23 protein-coding genes are annotated in these 26,395 nt (G+C 73.1%); 8 read left to right on the forward strand and 15 right to left on the reverse strand.

Annotated features, from left to right (window positions below; genetic code table 11):
- The first annotated feature begins 4 nt into the window (after positions 1-4).
- Positions 5-487, forward strand: coding sequence for a GNAT family N-acetyltransferase (locus ABZ810_RS20355; protein ID WP_358405082.1), 483 nt, complete (start codon positions 5-7; stop codon positions 485-487).
- Here the strand turns inward: ABZ810_RS20355 and ABZ810_RS20360 are convergent.
- Positions 484-795 (reverse strand): hypothetical protein, encoded by a 312-nt coding sequence (locus tag ABZ810_RS20360; RefSeq protein WP_358405084.1) that lies wholly within the window; start codon positions 793-795, stop codon positions 484-486. The two genes, ABZ810_RS20355 and ABZ810_RS20360, sit on opposite strands and share 4 nt — an antisense overlap.
- Before the next feature lie 155 nt (positions 796-950).
- Here ABZ810_RS20360 and ABZ810_RS20365 point away from each other — a divergent pair, with 155 nt between their 5' ends.
- Positions 951-2,468, forward strand: a complete 1,518-nt coding sequence (locus tag ABZ810_RS20365; RefSeq protein WP_358405085.1) for an NAD(P)/FAD-dependent oxidoreductase — start codon at positions 951-953, stop codon at positions 2,466-2,468.
- On the opposite strand, the gene ABZ810_RS20370 is transcribed toward ABZ810_RS20365, so the two are convergent.
- On the reverse strand, positions 2,455-4,275 hold the full coding sequence (locus ABZ810_RS20370) for a hypothetical protein (RefSeq protein WP_358405088.1): 1,821 nt from the start codon (positions 4,273-4,275) through the stop codon (positions 2,455-2,457). The genes ABZ810_RS20365 and ABZ810_RS20370 overlap by 14 nt on opposite strands.
- 120 nt (positions 4,276-4,395) lie before the next feature.
- Here ABZ810_RS20370 and ABZ810_RS20375 point away from each other — a divergent pair, with 120 nt between their 5' ends.
- Positions 4,396-5,604, forward strand: a complete 1,209-nt coding sequence (locus ABZ810_RS20375) for a GNAT family N-acetyltransferase (protein WP_358405089.1) — start codon at positions 4,396-4,398, stop codon at positions 5,602-5,604.
- A gap of 53 nt (positions 5,605-5,657) precedes the next feature.
- On the forward strand, positions 5,658-6,773 hold the full coding sequence (locus ABZ810_RS20380; protein ID WP_358405091.1) for a magnesium and cobalt transport protein CorA: 1,116 nt from the start codon (positions 5,658-5,660) through the stop codon (positions 6,771-6,773).
- Positions 6,774-6,776: 3 nt separating this feature from the next.
- On the opposite strand, the gene ABZ810_RS20385 is transcribed toward ABZ810_RS20380, so the two are convergent.
- The 4 genes from ABZ810_RS20385 to ABZ810_RS20400 all read right to left on the reverse strand — a co-directional run bounded on the left by ABZ810_RS20385 (position 6,777) and on the right by ABZ810_RS20400 (position 10,801).
- Positions 6,777-7,685: a maleylpyruvate isomerase family mycothiol-dependent enzyme gene (locus ABZ810_RS20385; protein ID WP_358405093.1), complete on the reverse strand. Its 909-nt coding sequence runs from the start codon at positions 7,683-7,685 to the stop codon at positions 6,777-6,779.
- Positions 7,682-8,236 (reverse strand): sigma-70 family RNA polymerase sigma factor, encoded by a 555-nt coding sequence (locus tag ABZ810_RS20390; RefSeq protein WP_358405095.1) that lies wholly within the window; start codon positions 8,234-8,236, stop codon positions 7,682-7,684. The genes ABZ810_RS20385 and ABZ810_RS20390 overlap by 4 nt, the downstream gene beginning before the upstream one ends.
- Before the next feature lie 176 nt (positions 8,237-8,412).
- Positions 8,413-9,516: a lactonase family protein gene (locus ABZ810_RS20395; protein ID WP_358405097.1), complete on the reverse strand. Its 1,104-nt coding sequence runs from the start codon at positions 9,514-9,516 to the stop codon at positions 8,413-8,415.
- A gap of 55 nt (positions 9,517-9,571) precedes the next feature.
- A complete protein-coding gene (locus ABZ810_RS20400; protein ID WP_358405098.1) occupies positions 9,572-10,801 on the reverse strand; it encodes a hypothetical protein in 1,230 nt (409 codons plus the stop codon).
- Between the two features lie 152 nt (positions 10,802-10,953).
- Here ABZ810_RS20400 and ABZ810_RS20405 point away from each other — a divergent pair, with 152 nt between their 5' ends.
- A complete protein-coding gene (locus ABZ810_RS20405; RefSeq protein WP_358405100.1) occupies positions 10,954-12,135 on the forward strand; it encodes a DegT/DnrJ/EryC1/StrS family aminotransferase in 1,182 nt (393 codons plus the stop codon).
- Positions 12,132-13,064 (forward strand): Gfo/Idh/MocA family oxidoreductase, encoded by a 933-nt coding sequence (locus ABZ810_RS20410; protein WP_358405102.1) that lies wholly within the window; start codon positions 12,132-12,134, stop codon positions 13,062-13,064. Before ABZ810_RS20405 ends, ABZ810_RS20410 begins: the two co-directional genes overlap by 4 nt.
- A gap of 19 nt (positions 13,065-13,083) precedes the next feature.
- On the opposite strand, the gene ABZ810_RS20415 is transcribed toward ABZ810_RS20410, so the two are convergent.
- A complete protein-coding gene (locus ABZ810_RS20415) occupies positions 13,084-14,046 on the reverse strand; it encodes a dihydrodipicolinate synthase family protein (RefSeq protein WP_358405105.1) in 963 nt (320 codons plus the stop codon).
- Between the two features lie 39 nt (positions 14,047-14,085).
- On the reverse strand, positions 14,086-15,201 hold the full coding sequence (locus ABZ810_RS20420; RefSeq protein WP_358405106.1) for an enolase C-terminal domain-like protein: 1,116 nt from the start codon (positions 15,199-15,201) through the stop codon (positions 14,086-14,088).
- Between the two features lie 112 nt (positions 15,202-15,313).
- Here ABZ810_RS20420 and ABZ810_RS20425 point away from each other — a divergent pair, with 112 nt between their 5' ends.
- Positions 15,314-16,285 (forward strand): LLM class flavin-dependent oxidoreductase, encoded by a 972-nt coding sequence (locus ABZ810_RS20425; RefSeq protein ID WP_358405108.1) that lies wholly within the window; start codon positions 15,314-15,316, stop codon positions 16,283-16,285.
- Here ABZ810_RS20425 and ABZ810_RS20430 read toward each other — a convergent pair.
- From ABZ810_RS20430 to ABZ810_RS20460, 7 genes are all read right to left on the reverse strand, one after another.
- Positions 16,267-17,442 carry a DegT/DnrJ/EryC1/StrS family aminotransferase gene (locus tag ABZ810_RS20430; RefSeq protein ID WP_358405109.1) on the reverse strand — a complete coding sequence of 392 codons (1,176 nt, stop codon included), beginning with the start codon at positions 17,440-17,442 and terminating at the stop codon, positions 16,267-16,269. The two genes, ABZ810_RS20425 and ABZ810_RS20430, sit on opposite strands and share 19 nt — an antisense overlap.
- Positions 17,439-18,212 carry an amidohydrolase family protein gene (locus ABZ810_RS20435; protein ID WP_358405111.1) on the reverse strand — a complete coding sequence of 258 codons (774 nt, stop codon included), beginning with the start codon at positions 18,210-18,212 and terminating at the stop codon, positions 17,439-17,441. Before ABZ810_RS20435 ends, ABZ810_RS20430 begins: the two co-directional genes overlap by 4 nt.
- Positions 18,209-18,940, reverse strand: coding sequence for an amidohydrolase family protein (locus ABZ810_RS20440; RefSeq protein WP_358405112.1), 732 nt, complete (start codon positions 18,938-18,940; stop codon positions 18,209-18,211). The genes ABZ810_RS20435 and ABZ810_RS20440 overlap by 4 nt, the downstream gene beginning before the upstream one ends.
- A gap of 7 nt (positions 18,941-18,947) precedes the next feature.
- Positions 18,948-19,823 carry a carbohydrate ABC transporter permease gene (locus tag ABZ810_RS20445; RefSeq protein ID WP_358405114.1) on the reverse strand — a complete coding sequence of 292 codons (876 nt, stop codon included), beginning with the start codon at positions 19,821-19,823 and terminating at the stop codon, positions 18,948-18,950.
- A 5-nt stretch (positions 19,824-19,828) separates the two neighbouring features.
- On the reverse strand, positions 19,829-20,803 hold the full coding sequence (locus ABZ810_RS20450) for a sugar ABC transporter permease (protein ID WP_358405116.1): 975 nt from the start codon (positions 20,801-20,803) through the stop codon (positions 19,829-19,831).
- A 60-nt stretch (positions 20,804-20,863) separates the two neighbouring features.
- Positions 20,864-22,123 (reverse strand): sugar ABC transporter substrate-binding protein, encoded by a 1,260-nt coding sequence (locus ABZ810_RS20455; protein WP_358405119.1) that lies wholly within the window; start codon positions 22,121-22,123, stop codon positions 20,864-20,866.
- A 91-nt stretch (positions 22,124-22,214) separates the two neighbouring features.
- A complete protein-coding gene (locus ABZ810_RS20460; RefSeq protein WP_358405122.1) occupies positions 22,215-24,233 on the reverse strand; it encodes a PQQ-binding-like beta-propeller repeat protein in 2,019 nt (672 codons plus the stop codon).
- 173 nt (positions 24,234-24,406) lie between these two features.
- Here ABZ810_RS20460 and ABZ810_RS20465 point away from each other — a divergent pair, with 173 nt between their 5' ends.
- Positions 24,407-26,374: a hypothetical protein gene (locus ABZ810_RS20465; RefSeq protein WP_358405125.1), complete on the forward strand. Its 1,968-nt coding sequence runs from the start codon at positions 24,407-24,409 to the stop codon at positions 26,372-26,374.
- The last annotated feature ends 21 nt before the right edge of the window (positions 26,375-26,395 follow it).

Below are 26,395 nucleotides of genomic sequence, written 5' to 3' on the forward strand. Positions count from 1 at the left end.
TGCCGTGGATCTTCGTACCGCCCGGCCGGGTGACGCCGCGGCCGTGGCCCGGATCTGGCTGGCAGGCTGGCGCGACGGCCACCTGGGCAACGTGCCGGACGAGCTGATCACCGCCCGCACCCCGGAGTCCTTCTCCGAACGCGCCGCCGAGCGCATGGACGACGACACCCTCGTCGCCGTCGTCGCCGGCGAGGTCGCCGGCTTCGTCATGGTCGTGGACGACGAGCTCGAGCAGGTCTACGTCTCCCCGGCGCACCGCGGCTCCGGCGTGGCCACCGCGCTGCTCGACGCGGGCGAACGCCTCGTCGCCGCCAAGGGCCACCCCCGCGCCTGGCTCGCCGTCGTCGGCGGCAACGCCCGCGCCCGCCGCTTCTACCAGCGCCAGGGCTGGACCGACGAGGGCCCCTTCGACCACCACGCCCCCGGCCCGGACGGCCCCATCACCGTCCCGGCCCACCGCTACACCAAGCCGGTCGCGCCGGGTTAGTCGCCGAGGCGGGACCAGCGTTCGGCGGGGACGGGCTTGCCGCGGCCCAGCAGGGCGCTGAGGCGGCTCGCGTCGTCGCCGGAGCAGGTGCGCTGGAGGACGGCGAGGATGGCCTCGCCGGGCCCGGCCTCCAGCACCTCCGCCAGCTTGGGGACGTGCTCGGCGCGGACCGTCCACACCCACTCGTACTCCCTGAGACCGGGACCGAAGGACTCGACGCCGCGGCCCAGGTCATGTCCTTCGATCACCAGGTCGCCGTCGTCGGTGAGACGCGCCGAGAGGTGGCGGGTGCCGTTCTCGTCGCGCACCGAGCGCAGTGTCACCCTGTTCAGTGCCGTGTCCTTTCATAGGCTTCGCCGGGATTGCCCAGTCTGGCGGTGGTGCATGGCGAACGCCACATTCCGCGACTATTGGACACTGTGTAGAATTGCGGTGGCGCGATCGACCCCAGGAGGCGTAGCCCATGACGGAGACCTCGGAGACCACCGAGACCGAACGGTCCCGCCCGGCCCCCGACCACGAGGTGGTCATCGTGGGCGCGGGCTTCGCCGGGATCGGCGCGGGCATCGCGCTCAAGCGCGCCGGCGTGCACGACTTCGTGCTGCTGGAACGGGCCGACGACATCGGCGGCACCTGGCGCGACAACACCTATCCCGGGTTGTCGGTCGACATCCCCTCGCCCACGTACTCGTTCGCGTTCGAGCCGCGGCCGACGTGGTCGCGGCTGTACGCCAAGGGCCCCGAGATCAAGGACTACGCCGACCACTGCGTGCGCAAGTACGGGATCACGCCGCACGTCCGGCTCGGCAGCCACGTGACGGCCGCCCGCTACGACGAGGCCGCCGACCTGTGGCGCGTCACGCTCGACGGCGGCACCGAGGTGACCGGGCGGTACCTGCTGTCCTGCCAGGGCGCGCTCACCACGCCGAGCTTCCCCGAGATCGACGGCCTGGGCGACTTCACCGGCCACACGATCCACACCGCCCGCTGGGACCACGACCACGACCTCACCGGCCGGCGCGTCGCGGTCATCGGCACCGGCGCCACCGCGCTCCAGCTCATCCCGGAGATCGCGGACCGGGTCGAACGGCTGGACGTCTACCAGCGCACCCCGATCTGGGTCTTCCCCAAGTTCGACCCGCGGCTGCCGCGCGCCGTCCAGGAGCTCTTCCGGCGGGTGCCCGTCACGCAGAAGGCGACGCGCTGGGTCACCACCGGCGCGGTCGAGATCATCGTCACCGGTGTCGTCCATCACCGGCGGGCGCGGCCGCTGGTCACGGCGGTCGAACGCCGGTGCCTGCGGCACCTCAAGCGCCAGGTGAAGGACCCGGAGGTCCGCGAGCGGCTCACGCCCCGCTACGGCTTCGGCTGCAAGCGGCCCTCGTTCTCCAACGACTACTGGCGCACCTTCAACCGCGGCGACGTCGACCTGGTCACCGACGGCATCGACCGGATCACCGCGACCGGGGTGCGCACCGCGGACGGCCGCGAGCGCGAGATCGACACCCTCGTCCTCGCGACCGGCTTCAAGGTCTTCGACATCTCGTTCCCCATCGTGGGGCGCGACGGCGTCGAGCTGACCGCGCACTGGAAGCAGCACCGGCGGCAGTCCTACGAGGGCGCCTCGGTGCCGGGCTTCCCCAGCCTGTTCCTGGTGCCCGGCCCGTACGGCAACATCGGGCTCTCCTGGTTCCAGATGATCGACGCGCAGATCCGGCACGCGACGCGCGTCATCACCGAGGCCCGGCGGCGCGGCGCCACCCGCGCCGAGGTGCGGCGGCAGGCGCACGACCGCTACATGAGCTGGGTCGGCCGGCGGATGCCGGGCACCGTGTTCCTCAACGGGGACTGCGCGAGCGCCAACAGCTACTACTTCGACGAGCACGGCGACGCGCCCTGGCAGCGCCCCTCCTCGGTCGTCGCCGCCCGCCGCCGCAGCCGCGAGTTCCCGCTGGACGACTACGCGTTCACCGGCGGCTGACGACGCGCGCGGCACCGGCCGCGACGGTCGTGGCGAGCACCCAGCCCGCCGCGACCAGGAGGTAGGAGAGCCACTGGTAGGCCCCGGCCGGGTTGAACGCGCGCTCCTGCCCGAGGTCGACGATCGGGATCAGCAGGTCCAGCGTGTAGACGACCGGGTTGAAGTGCGGCGCCTCGTCCCGCTTGAGCGGCGCCGGCGGCTCCAGCCCGTACACCACGCCGCCGAGCGTCAGCAGCACGCCCAGCCACAACAACGCCCGCCAGGGCTGGTAGCCGTAGCCCGTCGTGACGTCCTGCAACCGGCTCCACGCCCGGATCACCCGAGTCTCGGAGCTCTGCCGGTGCCGCTCCTTGGCATGCAGCACCTTGCGCGCGTCGGCGTTCTGCCCGGTCTCGGCGTAGTGCGTGGCGAGCTGCTCGTACGGCTGCGACTCGTACCCCTCGGGACCGCGCGCCAGCCACCGCAGCCGCTCGCCCGCCGGCAGTCTCGGCTCCAGCGCCTCGTACCGCAGGCCGGTCAGCACCAGCTCGTCCGGCCACGTCGCCGGATCGTCCCGCAGCACGCCGATCTGCGCGTGCGAGAAGATCACGCTGCCGTCGAAGGGCGCCGCGGGCGTCAGGGTGAGCTCGTCGGCCTGCAGCGCGTGCGCGTCGAACGCGGTGCCGCCCGAGGCCGAGATCCGGACGTCGGCCAGGTCGAGGAACCCGCCGACGCGCAGCCGCCGCAGCCGCAGCGAGCCCTCCAGGTCGAGCCCCCTGGCGTAGACGAACGAGCCGACCTCGGTCCGGGACAGGCCGACGGCGACGCCACCCGGGTTGCGCACCCTCATCCGGGTCAGCATCAGCCGGTTCTCGATCCGGCACGCCCGTATCACGACCTCGGCGCCCGCCCGCACTTCGCGGAGGTTGAGCGAGTTGGCGGACGTGGCGTCCAGCATCAGGCCGTCGGGCAGCGACGCGCCGTCGAGGTCGGCGATGCCCGCGATCGTCGTCCCGTGCAGGGTGACCTCTCCGGCCCGCACGTCGAGGTTTTCCGCGCGCAGGCTGCCGAGCGACGCCCCGCTGAGGTCCAGCGCCGTGCCGTCCGGACAGTCGAGGCGGGCGCCCGCCATCGTCAGGTTGGCGGCGAGCCTGGCGCCGACGAGCCGGATGGTGCCCTCCGCCGCGAAGCCGTCCCAGGCCCAGACCCCGCCCTCGGCCGCCAGGCCGCCCAGGCTCAACGCGACCCCGCCGGGGTTGCGGAACCGCGAGCCCGCCAGAACCAGGCTGGCGCCCACGTGCGCGTTGTGCGCCCGGAACTCGCCCTCGACCGTCATGTCACGGGCGTCGAGCCGCCCCTCGACGGTCATCTTGTCCGCCAGGACCGGGCCGAGGCGCATGCGGTTCATCAGCAGCGGCCCGCCGACGCGCGCCCCGTCCAGCCAGAGCCCGCCCCCGATCTCGGTCCCCTCGAGGCTGAGCAGGCCGTTCAGCTGGAGCCGCGAGCACACCAGGGCGGGCAGCCGGCACCGTTCGATCCGCAGGATGCGCAGCGTGGAGTCGACGAACTCGGCCTTCTCCTCGAACTCGCACTCCGAGCAGTGCACCCCGGCCTCGACGGTCGCGCCCTTCACCCGCAGCCGCCCGGTGACGCGCGCGCCGCGCAGCCAGATCCCGGGCGAGAACCCCGGGCGCGGCGGCACCGCCCCCAGCAGGAGCCGCGTGAGCACCTCGCCGCGGACCTCGGCGCCGTCCAGATCGACCTTCTCGCCGGCCGGGAACGCGCGCCACAACGCCCGTTCCGCCTCGTTCAGCTCGTTCTCGTCCACCGAAGAAAGGACGCCCGCCCTGACCGGGTGGTTCCTGTCGTCTTACTTTGGTTGCGTTTGACCAGGTCAGAGGGAAAACCGGTTGCTTCTCCCGGGGGCGTCCCGCTTACCGTGGAGGCTATGAGTGATCTTGAGATCCGGGAGGTGCCGGAATCCGGTCTCGGGCACGTCCTCGACCTGGCCGACCTGGTGTTCCACCACCGCACCGATGACGACGACCGGGAGCGCACCCTCTGGCTGCCGCGGCGCGGTGAGCGGATCGGCGCCTACGACGGCGACGTCCTGGCCGGGCAGCTGGTGGCGCTGCCGATGCGGCTGGCGGTCCCGGGCGCGCTGCTCGGCTGCTCGGCGATCACGATGGTGGGCGTGCTGCCCACGCACCGGCGCCGCGGCGTGCTGACCGCCATGATCGAACGTATGCACGCGGACGCGGTCGCGGCGGGCCGCCCGGTGGCGGCGTTGTGGGCGTCGCAGGCGCAGATCTACGGCCGCTACGGGTTCGGGCAGGCCGACCGCGCCCTCACCGTGGAGGTCGACACCTCGCGCCCGATGGCGTTCAAGGTGGAGCCCGACCCGCGGCCGCTGCGCCTCGTCGAGCGCGACCGGGCGCCCGAGGTGCTCGGGCCGATCCACGAGCGCATGCTCCGGAGGCGTCCCGGCGGCCTCGTCCGCGACCCGGAATGGTGGGACAAGGCGATCCTGCCGCGCGTGGACGAGCACGACGAGGGCGCGACCGAGCCGCGGATCGTGGTCATGGACGGCGAGCCGGGCGGCTACGCCGTCTACCGGACCAAGGGCGACGACGCGGGCGCGGTGGTGCGGCTCGACGAGCTGACGGCCGACACCGCCGAGGTCGAGGCCGCCTTGTGGCGGTTCCTGGCGTCGATCGACCTGACCGGCAGGATCCAGGCCGGCAGCAGGCCGGTCGACGACCTGCTGCCGCTGCTGGCCGCCGACCCCGACCAGGTCGAGCTCAAGGGCGACCGGGGCGCGCTGTGGGTACGGCTGATCGATCTGCCGGCCGCGCTGGAGGCGCGGGGCTGGGCTGCCGGAGACAGCCTGGTCATCGAGGTCAGCGACACCAGGCTGCCCGCCAACGACGGCCGCTGGCGGCTGACGACCGGCGCCGCGCCGCGCTGCGAGCGCACCGGCGACGACCCCGACCTGACCGTGGGCGTCGCCGAGCTCGGAGCGGTCTACCTGGGCGGCCTCGACGTGCGCAGGCTCGTCCGCGCCGGGCAGGTCACCGAGCACACCCCCGGCGCCGCCCAGCGCCTGCACGCCGCCCTGGAGGTCCCGCTGGCCCCCCACACCGACGACAACTTCTGACCTTGGCCGACGCGGCCGGGGAGTGAGCGCCGGGGGTGGGTAGATCTCCCCCTGTGAGGATTCGCAGGGGAGAGCGGCCGTCCAAGGACGCCGCGCCGGAGCGGTCGATGGACCCGCGGCCCGGCGGGTTCGAGCACGAGGAGACCCACGACAGCGTCGTCGACGCGGCCGTCTACGTCGACGGCGTCCGCAGCGCCTCGCCCGCGAGCCTGGCCGACACCTACCAGTGCCTCCGCGAGACCCCGGGCGGCATGGCGTGGATCGGGCTCTACCGGCCGGCCGAGGAGCAGCTGCTGTCGCTGGCCGAGGAGTTCGGGCTGCACGAGCTCGCGGTCGAGGACGCGATCGTCGCGCACCAGCGGCCCAAGCTGGAACGGTACGGCGAGACGTTGTTCGTCGTGCTGCGGGCCGCCCGCTACCTCGACGACCTGGAAGAGGTCGACTTCGGCGAGCTGCACATCTTCATCGGCAAGGACTTCGTCCTGACCGTCCGGCACAGCGAGTCGCCCGACCTCGCGGTGGTGCGCAAACGGCTGGAGGAGACGCCCGAGCTGCTGTCCAGCGGCCCGGAGGCGGTGCTCTACGCGATCCTGGACGCGGTGGTGGACGAGTACGCGCCGGTCGTCGCCGGGCTGCAGAACGACATCGACGAGATCGAGACCGAGGTCTTCCGGGGCGACCCGAGGGTGTCCCGCCGCATCTACGAGCTCTCCCGCGAGGTGATCGAGTTCCAGCGGGCGACCCGGCCGCTGTCGCCGATCCTCGGCGCGCTGTCGGCCGGGTTCGACAAGTACGGGGTCGACGACGAGCTGCGCCGCCACCTGCGCGACGTGGCCGACCACGCCACCACCGTGATGGAACGGGTGGACGGCTTCCGGCAGAACCTCCAGGACATCCTCACCGTCAACGCCACGCTGGTCGGGCAGGCGCAGAACGAGGAGATGAAGCACCTGGCCGAGTCCAGCAACGCGCAGAACGAGGAGGTCAAGAAGATCTCCGCGTGGGCGGCCATCCTGTTCGCGCCCACCCTCATCGGCACGATCTACGGGATGAACTTCGACCACATGCCCGAGGCGCACTGGGCGTTCGGCTATCCGTTCGCCCTGCTGCTGATGGGCGTGACCTGCGGCATCCTCTACTTCGTCTTCAAGCGCCGCGACTGGTTGTGACCGTCAGGGGCCGGAGAAGGCGGGCGCGGCGACGAGCACCTCGCGCGCCAGACCGGCGTCGCCCTCGATCTCGGCGGGCAGCGTCTCGGGCGCGCCGCGGCCACCGAGCAGGAAGCAGAAATCGACCACGTCGGTGACGATGTGCGCCTGGGCGTCGCCCGGCGCGTCCTCGCGCACCCTGCGCGGGTCGTCGACGCTCAGCGGCACCAGCCAGGTGCCGCCGCCCGGCCCGGTCAGCGTGACCCGGACGGTCCGCCCGCCGGCGTCCGCGCCGGTCGCGAGCATCGTCCAGGGCAGCAGGCGGGCGCACAGGTCGGCCATCGGGTGCAGGTGCCCGGCGACCGGCGGCGGCAGCCTGAGCTCCGCGGTGCGGGCCGCGTCGTCGGAGTGCACCCAGGTCTCCAGGCTCCGCCCCAGCATGGCGTCGCGCACCGGGACGGGAAGGCCGTCGGGCGAGGAGGGCGTGTCGGGTGCGACCCGGGTCAGGTGCCGGCACAACACCTCGGCCTGCTCGCGCCAGGTCTCCCGGGTCTCCTCGGGCGTCCGGGCGTCCTCGTAGGCCTGCATCTCGGCGGTACGTTCCAGCGCGTCACGGCCGCACATCGGCGGGCCCAGCACCGGCGCGCCCACGTCGTCGGCGACGAGCCCGTCCTTGGCGGTCAGGTGCGCGACGAGCTGCTGCAACGTCCAGCCCTCGACGACGGTGGAGGCCCAGTCGCCGGCGGAGGCGGAGGCGAGCACCGCGTCCATGGCCGCGACCCGGCCGGCGTAGGGCGCCGCCCACGCGACGGTCGCCGTCGCCGGACGGCGGCGGGCCCGCGCGACGCCGAGGAGCGGGGCCGGGGGAGGGACCTCGTCCCGTCCCGTGGCCTCTTCGAGCGCGTCCAGGTAGAGCCGTTCCACCGGATTCATCGCACCCCCTCCTCTGCCAGCATCCCCGCGAGCTGCCGCAGTGCCTGCCGTATGCGTGATTTCACCGTACCTTCTGGGAGGCCGAGCGATTCGGCCACCTGCCTGTAGGTGCGCCCGCCCCAGTAGGCCATCTCGAGCGCCTCACGCTGCTCGGTGGGCAGGCTCCGCACCGCCTCGCGCACCCGCACCGAGTCCTCGGCGTCCAGGACGGTGTCCTCGACCGGGTCGGGCTCGCGTTCGAACAGCCGCGGGCCCAGCTGCGACGCCTTCTTGCGCTCCTCGCCCCGGACGTGGTCGACCGACCGGCGGTGCGCGATCGTGGCCAGCCACGCGCGCAGCGTGCCGCGTGCCGGGTCGAACGCCAGCGGACGTTCCCAGAAGGTCAGGAACACCTCCTGGGTCAGGTCCTCGGCGATCGCCCGGTCTCGGGTGACGCGGACGCACAAGCCGAAGACGAGCGGCGCGAGCCTGTCGTAAAGCTCCGCGAGCGCGCTCTCGTCTCCGCTGACCACCCGCTGGTGCAGCAGCGCGTCATCGCCGGGATGCCCCATGCCGGCACCACACTCCCGTCGGTCCATGGCGCGGAGTCGATAGGACGACGAGTCCGAGTCCCATCACTCCGCAGGACCGAGCATGTCATCATCGGCGCCGGATGAGGAGAGTTCGCGGAACCACTCAGCGTACGGGCTAGCCGCGCGCAGGCCCTACGGGATAAGGGCTCGCGGCCTCAGAAGCGGGGCCGGACGCAGACGGGGGAGGGAGTGACCAGCGGTGCGCCGGCCGGGGTGAGGCGGGCGCCCTCGACGCGGAAGGCGGCCACGGTGCCCGACATCTGGTTGGCGACATAGAGGAGCCGTCCGCCGTCGGCGAACTCCATGTGCCTCGGCCACGTGCCACCGCACGGCACCGTCCCGGTCAGGCTCAGCGCCCGGCCGCCCGCGCTCGTGGTGAACACCGCGACGCTGTCGTGACCGCGGTTGGTGCAGAAGACGTGGCGGCCGTCGGGCGACACCAGGATCTCGCCGGGGTGGTTGGCGCCCGTGGTGCCGGCGGGGACCGTCGGGACGACCTGGCCGGGGCGCACCCGTCCCGAGTGCGGGTCGTAGGAGCAGACGGTGACGGTGGAGTCGAGCTCGGCGGCGACGTAGAACGTCCGGCCGTCCGGGTGGAACGCGAGATGCCGGGGCCCGGCACCCGGGCGCAGCCTGGCCCGGGAACGCGGCCGCAGCCGCCCGCTGCCCAGGTCGAGCCGGTAGGTGTGCACGGTGTCGGTGCCGAGGTCGGCGACGAGCACGTACCGGCCCCACGGGTCGGTGAGGATCTGGTGGGGGTGCGGCGACGCCTGGTCGGGGTGCGGCCCGGACCCGGTGTGCCGGACGACGTCGGACGCCGGGAGCGGCGCCCCGTCCGGCCCGATCGGGTGCACGGCGAGGTTGCCGCCGAAGAAGCTCGCGCTGAGCAGGAAACGGCCGCCGGGATGAAGGGAGAGGTGCGCGGGGGAGTCACCGTGCGCGGACTGCCGCCCCAGCTCGCGCAGCGAGCCGTCGTCGCCGATCGCCAGCGCGGCGACCTGGCCGTCCTCGACCTCGCTCGCCGCGTACAGCAGGCGGCCGCCGGGAGCGGCGGCCAGCCACGACGGGCGCGGGACGGCTCCGAGCGCGTCCTCGACGGTCAGGGCGCCCGACCCGTCCGCGCGTGCGCTGACGATGCCGAGCCCGCCGGCGTCGGTGTAGGTGCCGAGATAGACGCGGCGCGCGTCACGGCCGCCCTCCGCTGTATCAGGCGCCTCCGGGGTGTCCGGCGCCTCCGCCGTTTTCGCCTGGCCGATCATGGCCACTCCGTTCGCTCGTCTCCGCTCGCTCGTCCCGGGCCGGTCGCCCGCCCGGTCAGAGGCGCACGCGGTAGACGGTGGGCGGCCGGCCGGTGCGGCCCTGCTGCTGGCTGCCGATCGGCGCGGCTATCCCGGCCCGTTCGAGCCGCTTGAGCACCCGCCGCGCGGTGCGCTGCTGGACGACCAGATGCTCGGCGACGTCGTGCGCCGTCAGGCCGTCCGGCCGGTCGGTGACCAGCTCGCGCAGCCGGGCGAGCGTCTGCGCGTTGAGGCCGACCCGGCGGGCCAGCAGCGGCAGGCTCTCGGCGCCGCGCTCGGCCGGGGGCTCGTCGCCGCCGCCCGGCTCGATCACGATGTCGACGTCGTCGGCCATCGCCACCACGCCCGCCGACGTGCCGACCGACGAGGCCCGGCCGATGGCCCGCTTGGCCAGCGACTCGGCCTCGGCCGCCGTCCGGCCGACGCCGAAGCCGATGTGCACGCTCGGATGCCGGGTGGCGAGCCGGTCGAGCAGCGGCAGCCGGGTGAACTGCTCGGTGGCCTGCTCCAGCAGGCCGCGCGTGGTCACGACCAGGTGGCGTCCGTCGGGCAGCGGCGCCAGGCTGCCGCCCAGCGTCACCACGTCGGCCGCCAGGGTGTCGTCCGGGCCGGGCAGCTCGATCAGCCCGAGCGCGACCTGGGCGTCGCCGACCTGCTGCCCGACCGTGGTCAGTACGAGCGCCTGCAGCGTGGACCGGATCGAGAAGCGCGACGGGGCCAGCCGCACGGTGTGCATCTCGGGCTCGAGCACGTGGTAGGCCGAGCCCAGGCAGGTGATGGCGACCCGGGTGTCGTGGCGTTCGCGCGCGGTGCGGTGGAACGCGGCGATGTCCTCGGAGGTGAGGCCCGACTTGTAGGGCAGCACCTGGACCTGGTCGGTGGGCAGCTTGGCCTCGGTGAGCGTCTCCATCACCTCGGTGCGCCGGAGCGTGTCGACCGAGATCCGGGTCACGTCGTGGCCCAGCCGCAGCAGCTCGACCAGCGCGCGCAGCAGCGTGGCGCCGTCGTAGGAGACGTACATGGCCGGGTGTGTGACGACCCCCGCCGCCGTGGCGGTGGTGTACGGGACGACGCCGGTGAACAACAACGCGTCGACGTCCTCCTGGGCCTCGGCGACGACCTCGACGGCCTCGCTCTCGTGCCGGTAGGCGAGGCCGGTCAGGGTGGCGCCGCCCACCTCGGCGCCCACCGCGATGGCCCGGTGGACCAGGTCCTCGGGACCCACGACACCGATGGTGACGGGCACGCTGTGCTCCTCGTATTTAGGTCCAGTCCTCAAGTAGGAGGGTAGTGCACCATCCTACGGGCATATCAGCCCGGGATCCGCCGTCCTTGACCGACCTTGGCCCAGTGCCGTAACTTCCGGACAAGACCGTAATGGCGACGGCAGGGAGAGGTATGGGAACGGGCGGCAGGCGGTTTCCCGACGTGCTCGAACCGGGCGGCCGGACGATCGGGGCCGAGGAACGCGCCGCGGTGCTCCGCGTCCTCGACAGCGCCGTGTTGTGCAGCACGTTCGGCACCGAGGGGCGCGCCCTCGAAGCCGAGATGGCCGGGCTGTACGGCCGCCGCGCGGCGGTCGCGTCGAGCTCGGGCACGGCCGCGCTGCACCTGGCCGTCGCGGCGGTGCGCCTCGACCCTGGCGACGAGGTCATCACCACCCCCATCTCCGACTTCGGAACCGTCGCGCCGATCCTCGCGCAGAACGGCGTGCCTGTCTTCGCGGACGTCGATCCGGCCACCGGCAACCTCGACCCGGCCGCGGTCGAGGCCGCGGTCACGCCGCGCACCCGCGCGATCATGGCCGTGCACCTCTTCGGCGCCCCCGCCGACCTCGCCGGGCTGCGCGCGGTCGCCGACCGGCACGGCCTGATCCTCATCGAGGACTGCGCCCAGGCGTGGCTCGGGACCACGCCCGGCGGCGCGCTCCTGGGCACCGTGGGCGACATCGCCTGCTTCAGCCTCCAGCAGTACAAGCACATCACCGCAGGTGACGGTGGTCTCAGCATCACCGACGACGACGAGCTCGCCCGCCGGATGCGGCTGTTCATGGACAAGGGCTGGGACCGGACGATCGGCCGCCTTCACCTCTCGCTCGGCCTCAACTACCGGATGACCGAGCTCGCCGCGGCCGTGGCCAGGGCCCAGCTCGCCAAGGCGCCCGCGGTGGTCGCCCGGCGCCGCGAGCGCGCTGAACAGCTGCTCGGAGCCCTGAAAGGGCTGTCCGGTATCGGCCTCCCCGACCCGGCCGGGCACGCCTGGTGGCTCTTCCCGTTCACCGTCCCCGCGACGCCGGGCAACCGCGCCTGGGCCGAGGCGCTCACCGCCGAGGGCGTACCGGCCGTCGCCGGTTATCTCGAACGGCCCCTGTACGCCAACCCGGCGATCGCCGAGGCGCCCGTCTACGGCTCGGCGCGCTTCCCGCTGGAGGGCCGCGCCTACCCGGCCGGGCTCTGCCCGGAGGCCGAGCGGCTGATCGGCCGCACGCTGGTCATCCTGCACTGGAACGAGGGTTACACGGCCGGCGACGTGGACACGATCGCGGAGGCGGTTCAGCGGGCGCACGGCCGGCTCGCGTGAGGATCGCGTTCGCCGGGCTGGCGACGGCCTTCCATCCGGGCACCGACGCCCGGTTGCTGCGCGCCCGCGGCGTCACCGACCTGGTCGTCTGGTCCGGCGAGCCGGAGGCGGACGCCTTCGCGGCCGAGCACGGCGCCCGCCGCGTCCCCGCGCTGGACGACCTCGTCGCCGCCCGCCCGGACGCCGCGATCGTCACCTGCCGGCCCGACACGGTCCCGCGGGTCGTGCGGAGGCTGACCGGGGCCGGCGTCCCGGTCTTCGTCACCAAGCCCGCCGTCGCCACGGGGCCGCAACTGCGCCTGCTGGACGAGATCGCCGGGCGGCGGGCCGATCGGCCGGCGGCGCCGGTGTCCACGTGCTCGGTGCTCCGGTTCGCGCCGGACGTCGTCCGGCTCGCGGCGCGCCTGGAGGGCCTGCCGGTGCTGGGCGTCCGGGTCACCGTCCGGCACGCGATCGGCGCGTACCTCACGCCCGGACGCCGCTGGCTGGACGACCCGCTGCGGGGCGGCGGCACGCTGGCCACCATGGGCCTGCACGGCGTCGACCTCGCCTCGGCCCTGCTCGGCCCCGGGCTGGCGGCCCGCTCGGCCACGCGGGCGGTGAACGTTCACTCGGAGACCCTTTCGGAGGACACCGGGACCATCGGGCTCGGCTGGCCGGACGGCCGGTACGGGGTGGTGGAGGTGCTGGGCGCCACCGAGGAGGAGTGGTACGAGGCCGCCGTGCACACCCCGGGGGAGACGCACACCGTGCGGTTGTCGATGGACGGAGCGGCGGAGACGTCCCTGGAGGAGCACTTCGGGTACGCGGGCACTCTGGACGCCTTCCTCGGCGGGCTGGACGCGGGCGTCCCGGCCGTCCCGTGGGAGACGAGCCGCGAGGTGCTCACCGCGCTCCTCGCGGCCCGTTCGCTCGCCGCCCGAACCTGACCGGCCATCCGCGGCCGGCCTAGAGCGCCGCGGCGGCGCGGAGTTCCTTCAGGCAGCCGATCACCAGGTCGCGTTCGGACGGCGGCAGCGCGGGCCCGTACGGGTCGTGCGCCGCCGCCTCGGGGAGCAGGCCCTCCCAGACGGCCGCCCACAACATCCGCTGCACGTAGCCCTCGATCGGCGCGTAGAACGTCGCCGCCGCGAACCGGTCGAGCCGGTCGGACGCCTCGACGAACCGGGCGTGGTCGCGGGCGGTCCAGGCGTCCAGCACCCGCGCGCTCAGCTCGACCTGCGCCGCCGCGATGCCGACGAGCGCGGTGTCGGCGCCCCACATGAACGAGGGGCCGAACATCCGGTCCTCGCCGGTGATCGCCAGCTTGCCGGTGCCGCGGCCCGCCCAGATCGCGTCCTGGCAGCCGATCGCGCTGTCGAGCGTCGCGGTCTTCACGCCGAGCATCGCCGGCAGCGCCAGCAGGTCGCGGATCAGCTCGGGCGGGTACGGATAGCCGCCCGCCTCGCCGTGCAGGTAGAAGCCCACCAGCGGCAGCCCGCTCTCGGCCGCCACCCGCTGGTGGAGCCGGACCGCCTGGGCGTGGCCGTCGGGCTCGCCGCCCAGCGCGGCCAGCGGGTAGACCATCACCGCGTCGGCGCCCAGCCCGGCCGCGCGGACCGCCATCGCCACCGTCTCGTCGGCGGCCTCGGCGAGCGTCGCGGCGGCGGCCGAACGCGGCACGCCGACGCCCGCCACGATGGGCGCGGACGTGGCCTGCCGCCAGGTCGACAGGACGCGGGCGCGGTCGTCGTCGGACAGATGGAGGCCGCGGCCGGTGTGCGCCCAGACGGCCAGGCCGCCGACGGGCCCGGCGGCGATCCGCGCCGCGTACGCCTCGAGCGCGTCGTAGGCGACCACGCCCCGCTCGTCCATCGGGGTCACCACGGCGGGCAGCAGCGTGCCGCGCAGCCGGTCGACGAGGTCGTGCATCGTCGGTTCCTCCGTTCGGGTCGGAGAGGGTCGGAGAGGTCAGAGATCGTGGCCGAGGCCGGGGGTGAGCGGGACGTCCACCCAGCCGTCGGCATCGGCGAACGCGGAGGGCGCCAGCGGCTCCGCCTCGACCAGCAGCGGGCCCACCAGGTCGGCGGGCACCGTGGCGCCTGGCAGCGCGGCGGCCAGGTGCAGCGCGGCCAGCGTCGCGACCCCGAGCTCGGGCATCGAGCCGATCTTGACGGCCAGCCCGGCCGCGTCGGCGATGGCCGCGATCTGCAGCGCGCGGTGCAGCCCGCCCACCTTGAGGATCTTGATGTTGAGCACGTCGGCGGCGCCGCGCCGGACGATCTCCAGCGCGTCCTGCGGCGACTGCATGCTCTCGTCGACCATCACCCGGACGTCGAGGCGCTCGCGCAGCCGGGCCAGCCCCGCCACGTCCCAGTGCGGCAGCGGCTGCTCCAGCAGTGACAGGCCCGCGTCCGCCATCCGCGACAGCGCCGGCAGCGCCGACAGGTCGTACCCCTCGTTGGCGTCCAGGCAGAGCTCGGCGTCGGCGGGCAGCGCGGCGCGGACCGTCCGGATCAGCTGGACGTCGCGCTCGGGATCGTGGCCGCCCTTGACCTTGATGTGCCGGAACCCGCGCGCGGCGTACTCGGCCGCCTCCGCCGCCATCTCGTCCAGCGTGCCGAGGCCCACCACCCAGGCGATCTGCACCCGGTCGCGCACCCGGCCGCCCAGCAGCGCGTGCACCGGCCAGCCGGCGAGGCGGCCTGCCAGGTCGTGCAGGGCGATGTCGAGCGCCGCCTTGGCGACGTGCTGCCCGCGCAGGGCGGCGTCCATCGCGACGTGCGCGCCGGCGCGGTCGAGCGGGTCGAGGCCGATGAGCGTGGGCGTCAGGTGCTCCTCGATGGCGGCGGCGACGCCCGCCAGCGTCTCGCCGGTGTAGGCGGTCATCGGCGACGTCTCGCCCACGCCGACCGCGCCGTCCGCGGTCTCCACCTCGGTGACCAGGCTGACCAGTTCGGTGCTGACCCCGCTGCTGATCTGGAACGGCCGGCGGTAGCGGGCCCGCACGACCCGGGTGCGGATCGCGGTGATCGGGTCGCCGGTGGCGGACGGACGTCCGCCGGGCCGGGGGAGGGCGACGCTCAAGGCCTGACTCCTCTGTTGGGGTCGCAATGAAGGAGCAAATGATTTACGGTCTAGACCGTAAGTACCGTGGTCGGTGGATGTCAATGCCACCGAGGACTGGAGGGTCGCGTCCATGCGCCTGGGCCTTTATCTCAACCTCTACGGCGACGCGGCGGACCGCCCGTCCCTGGCCGACGCCGTCGAGCAGGCGCGGCTGGCCGAGCAGGCCGGCTTCGAATGGGTCGTGCTGGGCGAGCGCCATCTGCACCGGCCCGGCTACCACGAGATCCTCACGTCGCTGACATGGCTCGCCGCGCACACCGAGCGGATCGGGCTGGCCACCGCCGGGATCGTCGCGCCGCTCTACCACCCGGTCGTGCTGGCCGAGACGCTCGCGCACATCGACGTGTTGTCGGGCGGGCGGCTGACGGCCGGCTTCGTGCTCGGCTACCGGCCCGAGGAGTTCGCCCTGTACGGGGTCGCGCAGCGGGAGCGGGTGGCCCGGTTCGAGGAGTGCCTGGAGCTGCTCACGCGGCTCTGGACCGAGGACGAGGTCACGTTCAAGGGCAGGTTCACGCAGGTCGAGGAGGCCTTCCTGGCTCCGCGCCCCGTACGGGCTCCGCGCCCGAGGTTGTGGAACGGCGGCCGCGTCCCGGCCGTGCTGGAGCGCACCGCGCGCATGTGCGACGGGTGGACGACCTCGTTCAACGAGCTCGACGCCGACCTGCCCGCCAAGATCGAGGAGTACCTGGGGTACGAGCGCGGCCCGGGCACGCTGGGCGCCGACGTCATCGTCTGCCGCGAGGGCTACTGCGCGCCGACCTCGCAGCAGGCCAGGGAGACGCTGGAGGGCCCGCTGCGCGGCCTCTACGACGCGTACACGGGCTGGAAGCGCACGTCCGCGGACGCGGGCCGCTACGCCCAGGGGTGGGACGAGATCGCCGACCGGAGCGTCATCGGCTCGCCGGGGCAGTGCGCGGAGCGGCTGGAGCACTACGCGGCGATGGGCGCCGACGGCGTCGTGCTGCGCGTCCAGCCGCCCGGAATGTCGCAGGCGGACACGCTCCGGGCGATCGAGGCTTTCGGTCACGTGATTTCCGGCTGAGACCGGAACTCGCGGCGGATCTTGGCTGCGGCGGACACGATGTCGGCGAGCGCGTCCTCGTCCGCCATCAGGAGGTTCTGCCGCAGCCAGACGACCGAGTCCTCGGCGGCCTCGGCCACCGGGCACGACGTTTCACCGGCGTGCGGGCGCAGCGCGGCCTCCCGGGACAGCGAGCGGTACCCGGCGTCCAGCGGCACGCCCTCGGCGGCCATCGCCGCGATGAAGGCGGCCTTGGACCGCCCGCCGAACGCGGCCCTGTCGTACCGCACGATGCCCAGATGGCGGCTGTGCCGGGTGGTGCCGTCCGGCCCCGGCAGCAGGCTCAGCCCGCCGACCGCCTCCAGCTCCTTGGCCAGGAACGCGGCGGCGCGCTCGCGGGCGTGCACCTGGCCGTCCAGCAGCGCCAGCTGGGGCGTGAGCACGGCCGCCTGGAACTCGGTCATGCGCAGGTTCCAGCCGATCTCCGGATGTTCGTACCAGCCGCCGTCGAGGCGCCGCCCCACGTTGTGCAGCGACCAGAGCCGCTCGTGCAGCGCCGGGTCGCCGGTCACCACGATGCCGCCCTCACCGGCCGTCATCGCCTTGCTCGACTGGAAGCTGAAGCAGGCGGCGTCGCCGAGCGCCCCGGCGGGCCGCCCGTGCCGGGAGGCGCCGTGCGCCTGCGCCGCGTCCTCGACGAGCGGGAGGCCGAACGCCGCGAGGCCCTCCATGTCGGCGGGCGCGCCCGCCAGGTGCACCGGCATGATCGCCTTCGTGCGCGGCGTGACGGCACGTTCCACCGCGGCCGGATCGAGGTGCAGCGTGCCGGCGGTGACGTCGGCGAGGACCGGCCGCGCCCCCGCCAGCACCACCGAGGTCGCGCTGGCGACGAACGTGTAGGCGGGCACGACGACCTCGTCCCCGGGGCCGACGCCGAGGGCGCGCAGCGCCAGGAACAGTCCCACGGTGCCGTTCACGACGCAGACGCCGTGCGGCGCGCCGACGGACCCGGCGAACGCCGCCGCGAACTCCGAGACCTTGGTGCCGCTCGTCGCGCCCCACTGGCCGCCGTCCAGCACCTCCAGCAGCAGCGCGCGCTGCTCGGGGGTGGCGGGCGGCGGCCAGGCGGGCCAGCCGGAGGTGCGGACGGGGGTGCCGCCGTCGAGGGCCAGCGTCATCGGGTTCCCTCCAGGAGCCGGGTCATCGTGCCGAAGAGGAGCAGGTCACGGTCGGCCGGGTCGAGCGGCGCGAGCACCACCCGGCCGAGGCCGACCCGCAGGTCGAGGAAGAGCGCGTCCGAGCCGAACACCATGCGGTCGGCGCCGGCCACCGCGACCAGCCGCGCCAGATGCCGGGCCGTCATGCGCGAGCCGCAGATCTCCAGCACCACGTTCGGGCACCGTTCCGCGACGTCCGCGGCGGCGGCGAAACCGGACGGCCAGAGCCCGGCGTGGCCCATCAGCAGCGGAACCGTCGGATGGCGCGCCGCGACGGTCGCGAAACGTTCCGGGTCCGACCAGGGCGAGCCGTGCTGGCCGTGCGACAGCACGATCGCGCCGTGCGCGGCGGCGATCTCGAACGCGGCCTCGTAGCCGGGCCCGTCGAGCGGGTGCTCGTGCGTGTCCGGATGGAGCTTCACCCCGACGACCCCGGGCCGGGCGAGCAGGTCGCGCAGCCGGGCGGGCCCTTCGGGGTCGTGCGGGTCGTGGACGGCGTAGCCGAGGAACCGGCCGGGCCACCGTGCCAGCTCGGCGAGGAGCAGCTCGTTGCCGGCGCGCGCGTCCGGGCCGACGCCGAGCAGGTGGGAGACGCACATGGTGGCGACGCCGCAGCGGTCCATCACCGCCACGAGCCCGTCGGACGAGGCGTCGGCGACGGCGAAGTTGAACCAGCCGCCGAGATGGCCGTGCGCGTCGATGACCTTGCCGTGCCAGGCCGGGTCGTTCATGTGCGGCCCCCGGTTCGTGCGGCGTCCCGCGGGGGTGCGGAGTCCCCGGGGAGCCCGAGCAGGGTGCGGGCGTTGCCGCCGGCGATCAGCGCGACGTCGTCGTCCGGCAGGTCGAGGTGGTCCAGCTGGAAGCGCGGCCCGGCGTCGTCGCTCACGGGCGCGCCCGTGCCGAACCACACGCGGTGCGCGCCGTGGCGGCGGGCCAGCCACTCGACGCTCTGGTGCCCGTTCAGCGTCGCGGTGTCGACGCCGATCCGCGGGTGCGCGTCCATGAGGTCGGCCAGTTCCCGCAGGGCGCGGTAGCCGGTGTTGACCAGCACGACGCGCAGCCGGGGGAGCAGCGTCGCCAGACGGTGGATCTCGCCGAAGCCCGCCGACTCCCAGCCGAGCAGCACGGTCGTGCCCCGGTCGGCCAGGTCGCCCGCCAGGGCGAGGCCGTGCGGCCCGGTGAGGGCGAAGCGGTGCTCGGCCGGGCAGAGCCGCACCAGCCGCGCCGTGCTCGGGCCGGTGCCGAGCGGCCCCGGCACCAGGACGGGCACGTGCACGAGCCGGCCCGACGCCGGGGGAGGCGCGCCCGCGACGGGATCGTAGAAGAGCGCGTGGGAGTGGACGGTGCAGGCCAGGTCGATGCCGAGCCGGTCGAGCTCGGCGACCAGCCCGGCCTCGTCCCGGCTCGGCACGTCGTCGGCCGGGATCGGGCCGAGCACCCGGTTGATGTCGATGATCACGGTCCGGTCAGCCCTTGAGGCCGGTCATCGCGATGCTGTCGGTGAGGTAGCGCTGGAGCAGGCCGAACACCAGCAGGCTCGGCACCACCGTGATGGTCGCGCCCGCCATGATCTGGTTGATCGGCACGTTCTCGCTCTGCAGCGTGGCGAGGCCGACCGTGAGCGTCTGCATCTCGCCGGACTGGCCGATGACCAGCGGCCACAGGAAGTCGTTCCAGTGCCACAGGAAGACGAAGACGCCGAGGGTCGCCAGCACGGGCCGCACCAGCGGCAGCACGATCGTGGTGAAGACGCGCCACTCGGACGCGCCGTCCATCTCCGCGGCCTCGAACAGCTCGTCCGGCAGCTGGACGATGAACTGCCGGATCAGGAAGATCGCCTGCACGTTCGCCAGCGTCGGGATGATCATGCCCCAGTAGGTGTCCACGCCGCCCAGCCGCGAGATCAGGATGTAGGACGGGATGAGCGTGGCCTGGAAGGGCACCATCAGCGTGGCCAGCAGCGCCCAGAAGATGGCGTCCCGGCCCGGGAAGCGCTTCTTGGCGAAGGCGTAGCCCGCCATCGACGCGAACAGCAGCGTCAGCACGACCGAGACCAGCGAGAAGATCAGCGAGTTGAGCGTCCAGCGCGGCACGTCCGAGCTGGAGAGCACGTGCTCGAAGTTCGCCAGCGTGATCCTGTCCGGCAGCAGCGCGTCCGGGAAGGTCTGCCCGCTCTCCGGCGCGAACGCCACCAGCACCATCGCCGCGAACGGGGTGATGGTGACGATCGCGGTGAGCACCAGCAGCACCGGCAGGGTGAGGCGCCCGGTGCGGGCCGCCGTGCGCCGTGCGGCGTCTTTGCGGGGGGCCTTCGCGGGGGACTCGCGGGTGAGCGTCGCCATGGCCGTCAGTCCTCCTTTCCGAGGAACCGGCGCTGCACGAGCGAGATGACCAGGACGATGGCGAAGATCACCAGCCCGATCGCGCTCGCGTAGCCGAAGTCGAAGAACTTGAAGCCGGAGTCGTAGAGCATGTAGACGAGCGAGTAGCTGGACCGCACCGGGCCGCCGCCGGTCATCACGTACATCGCGTCGAAGACCTGGAACGCGGTGATCGTCTCGATCACCAGCACGAAGAACAGCACCGGCCGCAGCAGCGGCAGCGTGATGTGCCGGAACCGCTGCCACGGCCCGGCCCCGTCGATCATCGCCGCCTCGGTGTAGGAGCGCGGGATGGCCTGGAGCCCGGCGAGCAGGATCAGCATCGAGTAGCCGAAGCCCTTCCACGCCGAGGTGAGCGCGATGGACGGCAGCACCAGCTCGCTGTTCTCCAGGAACTCGACCGGGCCGAGGGACGCCAGCCCGAGCAGCCCGTTGATCAGGCCGTCCTCGGCGTCGTAGATCCACTTCCAGATGACCGCGGCCAGCACGATGCTGGTCACGTACGGCAGGAAGAAGATCCCCCGGAACAGCCCGCGCCGCCACACCACCCGGTGCAGCATCATCGCGGTGCCGAGCGACATGAGCACGGTCAGCGGCACGAAGATCACCACGTAGAGCAGGGTGACCGTGAGGCTCTCCAGGAAGAGGTCGTCGCCGCCGAGCCGGGTGTAGTTGTCCAGCCCGACGAACGTCCACTCGCCGCTGAGCCGGTAGTCGGTCAGCGACAGGAACAGGGCGCCGAGGACGGGGCCGAACCGGAAGACCACGAACAGCAGGAGCATCGGGGCCGCGAACAGCAGTCCCACCCGGGCCTGCCGTCTCCGTCGGGCGCGCCCGCCGCCGCCGTACGGCGCGGGGGCGGCGCCGGGCTCGGGCGGGGCCTTCTCGGCGGTGTCGCCCGGCGGGGACACCGCACCGGGTGCGGGGCTGGTCGTCGGCACAGGCGCCTCCAGAGGTCGGTGGCCCGGGCCGCCGCGGCGGCCCGGGCCCGGGCGTCGTCGTTAGCGCTGCCTCGCCAGCAGTTCGTCGCTCTGCTCGGCGGCGTCCTCCAGAGCCTGCTTCGGCGTCTTCTTGCCGGTGAGCGCGGCCTGGATCTCGGTGCGCAGCAGCGCCATGACCTGCCGCGCCGCCGGGTTGGCGTCACCCGAGTAGGTGTACTGGAGCGCCTCGGCGAACTTGGCGGCGCGGGCGTTGGGCGGCGGCACCTTCACGTCCGTGCGCGGGGACAGGAAGCCCGAGGCGGTGCCCAGGCTGGTGATCTGCTTGGGGTCGGTCATGAACGTGAGGAACTTGTCCGTCGCCTCGGTGTTCTTGGACCGCGCGTTGACGGCCAGCCCGCCGGGGAGGCCGAAGCCGACCCGCTTCTTGCCCTGGAGCGGCATGCCGACGATGACGTTGTCCTCGCCCCACGCCTTGGCGGCGACCTCGGCGTCGGCCGGCACGTTCATCAGGCCGGCCGCGACCTCCTGCTTGCCGAGCGCCTGGTCGGTGACCACGTTCTTGTTGGTCAGCGCGCTCTTGGGCACCGAGCCGTCCTTGTAGAGGTCGGTGAGGAACGTCAGCGCCTCCAGGCCCTCGGGGCTGTTGAACGCCGACTTCTTGCCGTCCGGCGAGAAGACGGTGCCCCCCGCCTGCCAGAGCAGCGGGTAGAAGTTCATGTTGAGCGAGGCCTCGGGGGAGGCCGAGTAGTCCAGCGTGGCCACGCCCTCCGCCTTGAGCTTGGGCGCGGCGGCCTTGATCTCGTCCCAGGTCTGCGGCGGGGACGTGATGCCGGCCTTGTCCAGCAACTTCTTGTTGAAGATCATGCTGGTCACGGTGTGGTAGATGGGCGCGGCGTAGAGCTTGCCGTCCACGCTGAGCGCGTCGAGCGCGCCCGGCAGGAAGCTGCCCTTGATCGGGGCCACCGCGCCGTCGACCGGCTTGAGCGTGCCGTTCTTGACGTACTGCGGGACCTGGTCGGGACCGAGCAGGACGATGTCGGGCCCCTTGCCGCCGGAGAGCGCGGTGGCGACCTTCTGGTCGCGCCCGTCCCACGGCTGCAGTTCGATCTTGAGGTCGGTGCCGGCGTTGGCGGCCTCGAAGTCCTTCTCGATCTTGTTCCAGTACGCGGTGTTGGCCTGGACGTCGGTGATGACCGGGTACATCCAGAGGGTGAGCGAGTCGCCCGAGCCTCCGGAGGAGCCTCCGCACGCGGCGGTGAGCCCGGCGGCCATCGTGAGTAGGGTGAGCGACGCCGTGAGGCGGCTGACACGGATCTTCATCGGACCCCTTAGTTGGGATATGGGCACGGGGGCAGGGGGCGACGCGCCAATAACGGTCTAGGCCGAAAGTAGCCGCGCCGGATTTCGGGTGTCAATGCTTGATATCGATCCGGAACATCTCGGCGCCCTCGCTGAAGTACAGCGGTCCGCCCTCGCGCACCGAGATCCGGCGGTGCGGATGGTCCACCACGAGCTTCGGTGCGTGAGGTGACCTGGGAGTGAGCCGGTAGATCTTGCGGCCGTCCAGGCTCGCGTAGAGCGCCCTGCGGGTCGCCACGATGTCCCCGCCGGTGCCGTTGGTGCCGAGCTCGATGCGGCGGACCACCTTTCCGGTCCGCGGGTCGAGGGCGAAAACGTTCTTCCCCGCGATGCCCCACAACTTTCGGTCAGGGCCGATGACGACGGACCCGACCGTGGGCGCGCCGGGCGCCGGCGTGACCTCCCACAACTTGCGGCCCCGCGCGACGTCGTAGGCGAAGACCGCGCCGTCGGCCCTGGTCGGCGGGGTGGTGCCGAGGCCGCCGTAGATGGACGTCCCGCCGTAGACCACGCCGCGCGAGGCGGTGAGGCCGTGGACGCTCTCGTCCTGCACGATGTTGCGCATGACCTGCTTGCCGCCGGTCGCCGGGTCGTACAGGACCAGCGCCCCGCCGAGCCGGTCTCCCTCGGGCACCGTGCCGATCGCGATCTTGCCGTCGACCTGGGCCAGGGCCTTGGCGCGCATCTGCAGGTCGGGCTTGAGGTTGAGCACCTGCCGCGGGTTGTCCGCAGTGCCGGGCGGGCCCGGCGAGTACTCCGGGCTGCTCCACGGCAGCGCCGGGTCGTACCGGTAGACCCGGGCCTCGGGGTAGGCGCCGATCCAGACCTCCCCGGTGCCGGTCTCCATGATCGACTCGATCTGGGAGAACCGGTTGAACGTGGCCGCGCCGGTGGCCGGGTCGACCAGCGACAGCCCGCCGTTCAGGAACCCGCCCGCGTAGGCCCGCGTCCTCCCGGCCGCGAGCGACATGATCTCGATGGGCTCGCGGCGCACCTGGGAGGGGAGGATCGCCGACTTGCCGGTCTGCGGGTTGTAGCGGAACATCTCGCCGCGCCAGAGCGTGCCCACGACGCTCTTGCCCGGGTAGTCGGGCAGGTCCAGCTCGGCCCATCCGATCGAGCGGGCGTTCTGCACCCGCCCGGTGAACGTCAGCCCGGTGCCGGTGAGCGTCTTGGCCACCGGGTCGTACCGCTTCAGCTCGCTCTTCTGGATCAGGTAGATCTCGCCGTCCGCGCCGGGCGGCGCCACGTCGAGGCCGTGCGCGTCGGGGATCTCGTCCACCCAGGCGCGGGCCGCGATGTCCCACACGTACATCGGCCCGGGGAACGCGGTGCCGATCCGCACGTACAGCCGCCCGCCGTAGGCGTTGATGTCGTAGACCTGCTGGTCGGGGTCGGTGAGGCCCGGGGGCGACGGCAGCTCGACGGCCTGCCCGGTGGCGGTGTCGAGCTCGGCGATGTGGGCCTGCGCGTACGAGCCGGTGTAGATCTTGCCGCCGGCGTGGGCGATGCTCTTCACGTACCCCTGCCCGGGGACGGGCTGGCCGTAGTCGCGCACCTGGCCGGTGGCCGCGTCGTAGCGGAAGACCTTGCCGCCCGGCGACGTGCCGCCGTACACGTTGCCCTGGTCGTCGGTGGTGAGGCGCCAGATGTACGGCTGGCCGGGGATCGGCTGGCCGAGGTCCTCCACGGTGTCGCCGGCGCCCGGCCGCCACCGGTAGAGGCGCCCGTTCTGGTAGGTGCCGGCGTAGATGGAGCCGTCCGGCGCGGCGGTCATCGCCCAGCCGCCCTCGCCGCCGGGCAGCGGGGCGGTCACCAGGCGTTCGCCGGTCGCCGGGTCGAGGGCGTTGAGGTAGGCGGGCTTGCCGGTGGAGATGTTCCACAGCGCGGGCTCGCCGCCGGGGCCGGGCGCCACGACGCCGCCGATGAGCAGCACGTCGCTCAGGGGCGCGCCGAGGGAGACGGGCTGCGGCGGCGCGGGCGGGGCGCCGGCCAGCGCCGGGGCGGCGGGGGCCGCCGTGCAGGCGAGGGTGGCGAACGAGGCGGTCGCGATGGTGCGCTTCAGGCGCATGGGGCCTCCAGGTCGTTCCGATTACGGTCTCGACCGGAATTGAGACACGGTGAGATTCAGTCCGTCAACCTTGACTGAAGCCCGAGGTAAGAGCCCGTGGAGCGGCATGACTGTGAGCTGGCGCTGTGACTTTCGGCCTTGACCGATTGATAGACGGTTGCCATTTTCGTCACATGAGACGCATCCAAGCCCTCCTGGCCGCGCTGACCTTCCTGGTCGCCCTCGCGGCCGCCGTACCGGCCCGGGCCGCCGCCGGGCTCGAGCAGCTTCCCCCGTTGCCCCTCGGCAGCGTCACCACGCCCGGCGGCGCCGTGGTGACGGGTCCCGACGGCGGCTCGTACCTCTACACCGTCTCGACGGTCTCGGCCGGGAGCGCGCTGTTCTCGGTCATCGACACCCGTACCGGCAAGCGCAAGGTGGAGCTCCCGCTCCCGGGGGCGCTCGGCACCTGGGCGGTGACGGCGGCGCCCGACGGCACCGCGTTCATCGGCGGCTACAGCCAGGGCAAGATCTTCCGCTGGACCTTCGGCGCGTCCACCATGACCGACCTCGGCGTCGCGCTCGCGGGCCAGACGACCGTCTGGGCGGTCGCGCCGGACGGCAAGGGCGGCTTCTTCGGCGGCACCTCGCCCGGCGGGCGGCTGTTCCGGCACGACACCGCGTCGGGCACGATCCGCGACTACGGGCAGCTGGTGGCGGGCGAGGAGTTCGTGCGCTCGCTGTCGGTCGCGCCGGACGGCACCGTGTACGCCGGCGTCGGGGCGCACGCCCACGTCGTCGCCGTCGACCCCGTGAGCGGGGCGAAGAGGCCGCTGCCGCTGCCGGCGGGCCTGGACACCGACCAGTTCGCCTATGACGTCAAGCTCGCCGGGCGCTACCTGGCCGTACGGTTCGCCGCGTCCGCCGGGGCGGGCGAGCTGCGGCTGTACGACCTGGCCCGCAAGAAGTGGGTGAAGCACGTCCCCGGGGTCACCGGCATCGGCTTCGCCAAGCACGGCCACGACCTGTACTTCGTGGCGGGCGCCGGCGAGGTGACCGCCCTGGACCTGCGCGACCTGCGCACCCGCCGCGTCGCGCGGATCGACTCCGGGGCGCTGCTGCACGCGGTCGGCATGGTGTCCGGCGGCGACCTGCTGGTGAAGGCCAACCTCGGGGGCGCGCTCTGGCGGGTGACGCCGCGCACGGGCGAGGTCCGCGCGTTCCAGGCCGAGCTGACCGAGCAGCCGACCTCCGTACAGTCGCTGACCACCGGGCCGGACGGCAAGATCTACGGCAGCGGCTACCTGTCCGGTGGCCTGGCCAGCTACGACCCGGCCACCGGTACCGCCGTCGGCCACAAGGGCGTCGGGCAGATGGAGGGCATGGTCACCGTCGGCGGCAAGCTCTACCTCGGCGAGTACCCCAAGGCGCGGATCCTCGAATACGACCCGGCGCAGCCCTGGGCGCCCGGCACCAACCCGCGGCTGGTCCTCGACCTGTCCCCGCAGCAGCAGGACCGCCCGTTCGCGATGATCAATGCCGGGGGCAAGCTCGCCGTCGGAACCGTGCCCACGTCCGGCGTGCTGGGCGGCGTGCTGGCCATCTACGATCCGGCCACCGGGACCTCGCGCGTCATGCGCGACGTCGTGCCCACGCACAGCGTGCTCGGGCTGACCTACCACGACGGGGTCGTCTACGGCACCACCTCGGTGTGGGGTGGCAACGGCGTCGACGCGCAGGAGTACGACGCCAAGCTGTTCGCCGTCGACGTCGCCACGGGCGAGACGCGCTACACCACCGTGCCCGTCCCCGGTGAACGTTCCTACAGCGGCCTCACCGTGGACGACAAGGGCCACATCTGGGGCTTCTCCACCTGCACGGTCTTCGAGTTCGACCCGGTGCAGCGCACGACGCTGCGCACGGCGAAGTACTGCGACTACAACTGGGACACCGTGCACCACGTCTGGCGCGACGGGTTCCTGTACTTCGACGCCACCGACGGCAAGCTCTACGGCAAGGCGCAGGCGAAGGTGTTCCGGATCGACCGCGACACCCTCGCCTACACCAAGCTCTTCAACCAGCAGATCTCGGTCCTGACCCAGGCGCCGAACCGTGATCTCTACATGTCGCGCGAGGCGAACTTCTTCGTCTACCGCAAGTAGGCCCCGACGATCCGGCCCGAG

It is taken from the genome of Spirillospora sp. NPDC047279 (genome assembly GCF_040643285.1).
Lineage (GTDB): Bacteria > Actinomycetota > Actinomycetes > Streptosporangiales > Streptosporangiaceae > Spirillospora.